The 7,653-nt window shown below is 65.8% G+C and carries 9 protein-coding genes; 2 read left to right on the top strand and 7 right to left on the bottom strand.

Going from position 1 to position 7,653, the window contains the following annotated elements; all coding sequences use genetic code 11:
* Positions 1-82: 82 nt before the first annotated feature.
* Positions 83-448, bottom strand: a complete 366-nt coding sequence (locus tag MKK75_RS32340; RefSeq protein ID WP_244046567.1) for a septal ring lytic transglycosylase RlpA family protein — start codon at positions 446-448, stop codon at positions 83-85.
* Between the two features lie 332 nt (positions 449-780).
* On the opposite strand from MKK75_RS32340, the gene MKK75_RS32335 reads away from it, so the two are divergent.
* Positions 781-2,328, top strand: coding sequence for a hypothetical protein (locus MKK75_RS32335; protein WP_244046566.1), 1,548 nt, complete (start codon positions 781-783; stop codon positions 2,326-2,328).
* Between the two features lie 364 nt (positions 2,329-2,692).
* Here MKK75_RS32335 and MKK75_RS32330 read toward each other — a convergent pair whose 3' ends face one another.
* Entirely contained in the window at positions 2,693-3,013 is a 321-nt protein-coding gene (locus MKK75_RS32330; RefSeq protein WP_244046565.1) for a hypothetical protein, read from the bottom strand.
* A gap of 5 nt (positions 3,014-3,018) precedes the next feature.
* A complete protein-coding gene (locus MKK75_RS32325) occupies positions 3,019-3,411 on the bottom strand; it encodes a hypothetical protein (protein WP_244046564.1) in 393 nt (130 codons plus the stop codon).
* A gap of 63 nt (positions 3,412-3,474) precedes the next feature.
* Between MKK75_RS32325 and MKK75_RS32320 the strand changes: the two genes are divergently transcribed.
* Positions 3,475-3,771, top strand: a complete 297-nt coding sequence (locus tag MKK75_RS32320) for a hypothetical protein (protein WP_244046563.1) — start codon at positions 3,475-3,477, stop codon at positions 3,769-3,771.
* Here MKK75_RS32320 and MKK75_RS32315 read toward each other — a convergent pair.
* The 4 genes from MKK75_RS32315 to MKK75_RS32300 all read right to left on the bottom strand — a co-directional run bounded on the left by MKK75_RS32315 (position 3,761) and on the right by MKK75_RS32300 (position 7,584).
* A complete protein-coding gene (locus tag MKK75_RS32315) occupies positions 3,761-4,342 on the bottom strand; it encodes a hypothetical protein (RefSeq protein ID WP_244046562.1) in 582 nt (193 codons plus the stop codon). The two genes, MKK75_RS32320 and MKK75_RS32315, sit on opposite strands and share 11 nt — an antisense overlap.
* A 9-nt stretch (positions 4,343-4,351) precedes the next feature.
* A complete protein-coding gene (locus MKK75_RS32310) occupies positions 4,352-6,877 on the bottom strand; it encodes a hypothetical protein (RefSeq protein ID WP_244046561.1) in 2,526 nt (841 codons plus the stop codon).
* Complete coding sequence (locus tag MKK75_RS32305; protein WP_244046560.1) at positions 6,877-7,266, bottom strand: hypothetical protein; 390 nt, start codon at positions 7,264-7,266, stop codon at positions 6,877-6,879. The genes MKK75_RS32310 and MKK75_RS32305 overlap by 1 nt, the downstream gene beginning before the upstream one ends.
* A gap of 105 nt (positions 7,267-7,371) precedes the next feature.
* Positions 7,372-7,584, bottom strand: a complete 213-nt coding sequence (locus MKK75_RS32300) for a hypothetical protein (RefSeq protein WP_244046559.1) — start codon at positions 7,582-7,584, stop codon at positions 7,372-7,374.
* Positions 7,585-7,653: the final 69 nt, after the last annotated feature.

Raw genomic sequence — 7,653 nt, 5'->3', positions numbered from 1 at the left:
GAGCCGGCGTACCATCAGCGAGAGGCCGCGAGCCGCAGCCGGCCGGCGCCGGGCGTGCGCAGGATGGCGAGCCGCGCCCGGATCACCCCGCGCGGGATGATGCCGAGCCGCTCGGCCGCCCCGCGCGCGAGGTCGAGGGTGTGCGGTGCAGGCGCGGGTGCGGACCGCGGTCCGTCACCGTCACGTCGACGCTGCGGCCGGTCGCCAGGTCGGTCACCCGCACCCGGGTCCCGCACGGAAGCGTCCAGTGCGCCGCCGTCATCCCGGCCGGATCGAACCGACCGGCGAGGTGCCCGACCGTGCGACGGCTGCAGGCGACCGCGTTCCTGGTCTGCCCGTGCTCCGAGCCGTACCAGGAGACGCGGCCTTCCCAGGCCCTTGCGGAGGCGGGGGCGAGCAGCAGCGCGCAAGCGACGACTGCCCGCAGCGCGAGGCGCTGCAGGAGCATGACGATCTCCACGGAGTGCGGGGTGCGTGGTCTCAGCCGATCCGATGCTGAACCAAGTCGCGATGATCGCGCGACCTGAGACCCAGCTCAGCGCAGCACGACGACAGTCCTGGCCTACGCGGCGACAGAACTCATCGCAGCGTCCGACAGCCGACTTGGCAGACTGCCGATACGAGCGTGTTGGCGGTGGTGAAGCTCAAAAGCGACGTTGCGGTCGTGCTCCGCAGAGCAGCGCCAATGGCGCGCGGTGACGCCGAGACAGCGAAAATTACCTTATTTAAATGGTATCAACTGTAGCTTGCTCCAACTGATGGAGCGACAAGGTTCGCGGGATGTACGTCACTCGCCGCCAGTATCCTGATAGCCTTTTTGCTGTCTGTGCTGCCACATTTGCGATTTTTGTAATGAAACTGAGTGGATCGTTTGGTGAAAAGCCGTGGAGAGACGAGATAATTTCCATTGCTGTCGCACAAACTGAAAATTATATGAATATCATACATGCTGTTTACACGGGTATAGACGCTACTCCGCCAACATTCATAACCATCGAATGGCTTGTTTTGGCGATTTTTGGCAGAGAATTATCTCCACTGATATTAATCCGAGCAATCAACGTTGCGTTGCTGGCTCTGACTTTTGTAAACCTAAATAAGATTTGCCAATTTTTTGTCGATAGACGAACTTCTATTTTGGGATTGGCAATTTTCGCCAGCATCAATTCTGGGCGACTTATCAGCCTAGCCATCGAGGCGCGCACCTACACCCTATACATGCTGGCCGCCTCGCTAGGAATGCTTTGCGCCTTGCGCTTCGTCGAAAAGCCGAGCAAGCGCATCCTAATCCATTTAAGCCTCTCTCTACTGCTGTTGGTCGCCACTCATACTTTCGGAGTAATATATGCAGTCATAATCGGCGGTTCGCTGACCACAGTAACTATGGCTCGGCTCGGACACAGCAGGGCTGTTCAAGTAGCAGCAGCCTGTGCACCAGCGGGGCTGCTATTTCTGATCTGGGCTCCGATAATGGCCCATCAGAGTCAGCTGGGCAGTTGGATTGTTGCGCCGGACGTTCCAGTTCTGTTGTCCGCTTATTGGCTAAGCCCATCGTCAATTGGTGTCTTCATTACTGCTGGCTGCATCCTCTTTCTTCAAAATGAAAAAGGCCACCTCCGTCGCGCTGTCCGACTGGCGAAATTTTCATTTGTAACGCTCGTAGTCGCAGGTGTAACAGGCGCAACGATGCTCATCGGCTTATTTTCGAAAATCGTATTTCCCATTTATGTGCAGCGTTATTTTTTTCCAAATTTATTAATAACTCTAATTCCGTGTTTGATTTTTGCAACGTGGGTACTGAAGATGAGACGTCATAAAATTCAATGGCGGATCGTGTTAGCGGCCACAGCTGTCCTGTTATGTTGTATTAGCTGGACCAACAAAGTCAGGTCGACAAGAATTCAATGCCGCGCGCTGACGGATAATTTATTGCCTCTCGGCCGAACGATCATCACGCCAAATCTGGATATTTGGCTTACCATGCTAAATGATAAGTGGATAAAGGTCCTCGGCGTGGTCGATGAGGACACGTTCCATGGATCATCCATTTATCGATTTGAGCAGAAGTATCTTCGCGCTTTCTCCGATACTTTAGGAATTGGCTCAATTGTACATCGATCCGAATTGATACTGAGCTCGGAAAATTTTTCTATATTAGATGAAAGCAGCAGTTCCTGGGCAAAAGATCTGCAATCTAATTCAAAATTTGCTGTCGTTCTTCGCAATGAAGAGGATGGCTGCAAGTTATGGGATGTCACCAGAGCTAATCAAACCGAAGCGGCTTTCGATAAATTTGGAAACTCGTTCCTGCCAGATCGGCGTCCGTAGTGTAGACTACGAAGCCAACTTAGATCATTGATCCGAAACCGAAGTCCGGACTGCTGCGCCCAGAAGCTCGGCAGCCTAAGGAACGGCGCGAGCGTGGCCGGTCGGAGCCCGACACATCGGGAAATGAACACGGCAAGCTCGCAAGGCACTGCCGTGTCGAGGCGATGGTCCGCTGCGCAGATGGAGGAAAGATGAGTCGCGAGCCAGCCCTTTCCGCCCGCAGCACGAGGCGCTGCAGGAGCATGGGAGATCTTCGGGGTGCGAGGGTTTAAGCGGCTTGGCCCTTGACCGTGCCGCGGATCACGAGGCCCCCGAAGGTCACCGGCTCGGCCGGCTTGCCGACCTCGGTGACCCAGATCTCGTGCTAGTAGAGACCGGTCGGCGGGAAGCCGGCCAGGTCCTCTGGGTCGATCGCGAGCACGACCATGAAGGCCCCGGGCACCGCAGGATCCGGCACGACCGGGAGCGCCTTGGTGAAGGCCTCGGGCGCGTCGGCCACCCAGAACTGCGGGCCGAGCGGCCGACCGGCCGGTTTCACGCCGGCCCACCACGCGGCAGTGGCGCCGGTCAGATCCGGCCGCGTACCGTCGGGATCTGACACCGGCACGGTGTAGACCGCCGGCGCGCCCTGGACGACGAGCACGCCCTGGTCGAGCGCCGGTCCGTTCGTCGGGACGGCGGTCACTATCGTCAGGCCGCTGCGGCGGGCGCCGCGGGGGTGGCGGCCGCCAGGGCGTCGGACACCAGCTCGGCGTAACCCAGCGCGATCAGCTTGGCGGCGCACTTGTCCGGCACGCTCATCTCGGCGCCGAGCGGCACCTTCCACACCGCGCCGACGAGGTCGGTGTCCGCGATCGGGTTGGAACCGATCTCGCGGGCCAACGCCCTGGCGAGATCGTTCAGCGGGGCGGGCGGCTCAGTAGTTTCGTGTACGAAACGGTGTTCGACCAATTCTGTGAAGCGAATATTCTTCATGGTATAGTCCCCTAGAACCATCGCAGATTGGCGCGACGAATGCAGACCACACGGCGCGGTATTGTTGGTGGTTTGGCTTTGATTACGCTGGCGCCAGCGCTTGCTCACACGGACGATGGCGCACCGCTTATCGTGCCGCCGCGGCGACTGATCTTTCCGACTGAATTGCCGATGATGGCGGTCACAAGCGCGGGCGTGGAGGTGACGCAGCTCGGACGGCAGCTGGTGCGGTTCGATCCGGTGCCGGACCGCCCCGGACGCTACACGACCCGGGGCGCATCCTTCTCAACAGCCGAGGCGATCGAGATCCCACACATCGGGGCGGCGTTGTTTTCACGAGACGGGCGATGGGTCGCCGACGTTCAGGTGGCCACGCGGACGGGCTACCCACACCTGAACATGTGGGCCGGAGACACGCTGACCCTCCACGAGGCCCAGGTGCCCGCCGAGATCGTCCTCAGCCTGTAACCGCGGTCAGCGTGATCGTGGTGTTCAGCGTGTCCCCGCTCTGCAGCGTGCGGCTCGCCGCGAAGTCGGAGGCGCCGATGATCGTGTCCGTGGTCGAGCCCTTGGCGCTGCTCGTGGCCACGAAGGCGCCCGACACCGCTGTGTTGGCCGCGTTGATCGAAAACGACGCCGGCGCCGCGCTGTTGTCGACCGAACTGGTGGCGCCCGTGGTCACGGCACCGAGCGTCAGCGCCGGGCGCGTGCCGGCTGCGTAAGCCTGCACCTCCGACCAGCCGGCGTGCGACGCCGACGTGTCGCCGCCGGCGATCGTCCCCGAACCCTTGAGGCCGACGAAGAACCCCGCCGTGTAGGCGTTGCCCTTCCAGTAGTTCGTCAGCATGTGCGCCAGACCGGCGTAGGTGGTGAGGTTCTCGCCCTCTTCCTCCCACATCACTCGACCGTCGCGGACGCAGACGATCTTGTGGCGCGTGATCGGCCGGAAGCCGGCGCCGGCGAGCGCGCGGGCGACGAGTTGCGCGCGCGACTCCACGTCGGCGACGCCCACGTCGCCGGTCAGCAGATCCTGGAGCATGTCGGGGTCCTAGTGGCGCGTGGAGCCCTGCGGCATCAGCGTGAGCCGCATCGTGCCGGCGAGGGTGCGCGTCCCCACGCTCCGGCCTTGGAGGGTGACGGTGCGGATGCCCCCAAGCTGCGGGGCGCCTGCATAGGGATCGCGGACCTGGAGGACGGCGGTGAGCGCGGCCTGCGCGGCGAACTGCGCCGCGGCCGCCCCGTTGATCGTGGCCGCCGCGACCTGGTCGAGGTGTGCCGTGAACGCGACGCTCGGCCCGGAGACACCGATCGCCGTGGCCGCGAAGGCCGGATCGACGGGCAGCGTGAGCGTGCCCGAGACGATCAGGCCGCCGTTCGCCAGCACCCGGGTCGAGGCCTGGAAGGTCGTCCCCGCCACGGTGGTGAGCGCCGCGTCGGCACTCTCGACCGCCGCCGTGGCCAGCGCGGCCGCCGCGTTCGCGCCGAGTGCGCTGGAGGTCTGTCCGCCGGCCGACGCCGCGAGGACCGCCAAGGCGGCCTGCCCGGTTCGCGCGTCGGCCGCTTGGAGCGTCGCCACCGCGAGCGCGACCGCGGCGGCGAACGATTGCCCCCCAACTCCGGTATCCGCGCCGATGGCTTCGCGGAGCGCCGCCGCGGCGACCGCTACGGCCTGCGCCTGTGCGCCATGACCTTCGGCTTGCGTCAGCGCGACCGCGCCAGCGTAGAGACCGGCTGCCGTGCCCGACAATCCGAGCGTCGCCGGCAGCGGAACGGCCGCGCTCGCCTGACCCGTCCCGGCCGCGGCCGCGAGCGCCTGCGCGGTCAGCGTGATCGCCGCCGCGTAGGCCTGCGCACCGCCGGTGCCGGTACCGGTGCCCAGGGCCTCGCCGATCGCCGCCGCGGCGACAGCCAGAGCCTGCGACCGGGCGGCGAGGGTATCGGTCTGCGCTAGAGCCACGGTGCCAGCGTAGACGCCGGTGGCCGCGCCGGACTGGCCAACGGTGGCCGGCAGGGCGAGTGCGGCCGCGGCCGCGCCCATCCCCGACGCTGCGGCCAGGGCTTGGCCCGCCAGGGCGACCGCCGCGGCATAGGTTTGTGCGCCGCCGGGACTCGCGGACGATCCCACGGCCTCGACCAGCGCCGAGGCGGCCGAGAGGATTGCCGAGCTGGCGCCCGACTGGGCCGACGCCTGGGTGAGACCCAGCGGCGCCTGTGCCGACGCCTGGGCGGCGGTCGACGCGGCCGGTGCAGCCGTCAGGCTCGCCGGACCGGTGGCGACGCTCTGACCCACGACTGCGACCACTGCCGACGCCGCGAGGGCCATCGCGGAGGCGTAGGCCGCGCTTCCCGTGTTGGATGCGGCGGCGAGCGCCAATATCAGCGTGGCGCCCTGGGCGGCCGTCAGCGTTCCGGCGCCGGTCAGACCGGCGGCCTGCGCCAGCGCGACCGCGGAGGCGGCGGTCAATCCGTTCGATGCCGCCTGCCGCGCGACACCCGCCAGGGTGAGCGCGGTGGCGGCCGAAACCCTCGCCGAGCCCGAGAGCCCCGCGACCTCGGCGAGCGCCGCTGTGACGGCCGCGCGGACGGACGGCGAGCCGGCGAGCGCTGCGGCCGCGGCCAGCGGGATCTGGGAGGCCGCCATGGCCTTGCCCGTCACGGAGACCGCGGCTGCGGCCGCGAGAGCCGCCGCACTTACGCCCGCGAGGAGCGCGGCGCTCGCGCTGGCTTGAGTGGAGGCAAGCGCGATGCTGGAGGCGTAGACCGTCCCGCCCGTCGTGACGGTCGGGGCGGCGGACCTATAGGGGTTGTCTGAACTAATCTGGGCCTGCGTGCCCTGCCGCCAATGCAGAATGCTTTCGAGCTGCTGTTTCTCGTCCAATGTCAGGACGCGGCGCACGATGCCCGCCGCGCCGAGCGCACAATTCGCCGGAGAGCAGTAATCATTGATCGTGTAGAGCAATCGGCCACCATCCGAGCCGAAGCTCGCGGCCGTACCCGTGCCGCTAGCCTCAACTACGCCGTTGACGCGCAGTTCGATGGCCAGCGAGGAGCCGGATGCGTCGAGCGTCAGGACGCAGAGCGACGGCGCGGCGGTGACGTCCGATGTGCCGTGGAAATCCCCCGACCCACCGCCCCGGTCGGTGTACCACCAGTGCGGGCCGTCGTTGCCGAACCCGAAGAGGTGCTCGACGCCATCCCCACTCGAACCGTAGGACAGCACGACGGAGTTTTGCCCGTAGCCCGACACACGCTGGATCAGGGCGTACATCGTCACATCGGACTGACCGACCGGCAATGCCGAGACGTTGGCAAGATCTAGAAACTGCGACCCGTTGCCGATGAGCGCGTTCTTGCCGGCCAAGCCCGTCGTGGAGAAGGTCGGCTGGCTGGCCGCAACAGTCTGACCCGCGTTGACGGGCGTGCCGCCAGGCCGTGCGCCGGAGGCAACCGACTCGTCGGCGAATTGGGAGACGGACCCGGCCGATTGTGTGATCGTGGCCATATCGAACGGGTTGAAGCCGGCCGACCAGTCGCCGCCGAACAGGTCAGCCTCAGTTTTGAGGCGCGTTCCCATCAGAGACGCGCTCCGAGTGAAGGTGGCGCCGGCCACCACGAGGCGTCCTCAACCTCGACTGTCACGCCGGCGCTGAGATCGTCGGCCGCCAGCGCGGCGGCCAACGTGAGCGGGGGTGTCCGCGAGGCGTCGATGACGAAGGTCTGACCGGGGACCGCGGCCGAGCATATCACGATCCACTTGCCGTCGCCGCGCTGGCGCGGCCGATCCCAGGCCAGCGTCAGCGCGCCCGGCACGTCTCGGCCGGCCGCGTCCTTGCCGACGATGCCGCCGGTGGCCGGGTCAATGGTGTAGCCCTGCGCGACGCAGGCCGATTTCATCCGGCCCCAGATCCGCTCGGCACACGCCTGCGCCTGCGCCTGCGTGGCGAACACGTAGTAGCGGGCCATGAGACCGGACCTCGTTCAGGCGCGGGCATGCGATCGGAGCGCGGGGGAACCGCTCTCCGGGGGTGAGGTCTGGCGGCTGGCGTCGGCGCAGCTGGGTCCGGTGCCTCAGGCGACGGCGCGGATGTCCCAGCCGTCGATCGCCACCCCGAGCGCGTTGTCGTTGGTCTGGAGGCGCCCGCGCAGGGACGCGGCGGAGGTTTGTCCCGTCAGGTCGATCGGCGCGCTGCGCAGGGTGATGACGCCGGTCACCGGGTCCGCATCGATCTGCGTGAACGTGGCCGCGGAGCCGTCCGCGACGTTGCCGGTGCGACTGACCAAGCCGGTGAGATTGCCGCCCGAGCCGAAGTTCAGCGAGCCCGCCGTCTTCTAAGACGCGTGCGTACAGGA

The organism is Methylobacterium sp. J-030 (genome assembly GCF_022829545.1).
Taxonomy (GTDB): domain Bacteria; phylum Pseudomonadota; class Alphaproteobacteria; order Rhizobiales; family Beijerinckiaceae; genus Methylobacterium.
Note: the sequence above shows the minus strand (reverse complement) of the source record. Positions and strands in the feature narration are given on the sequence as shown.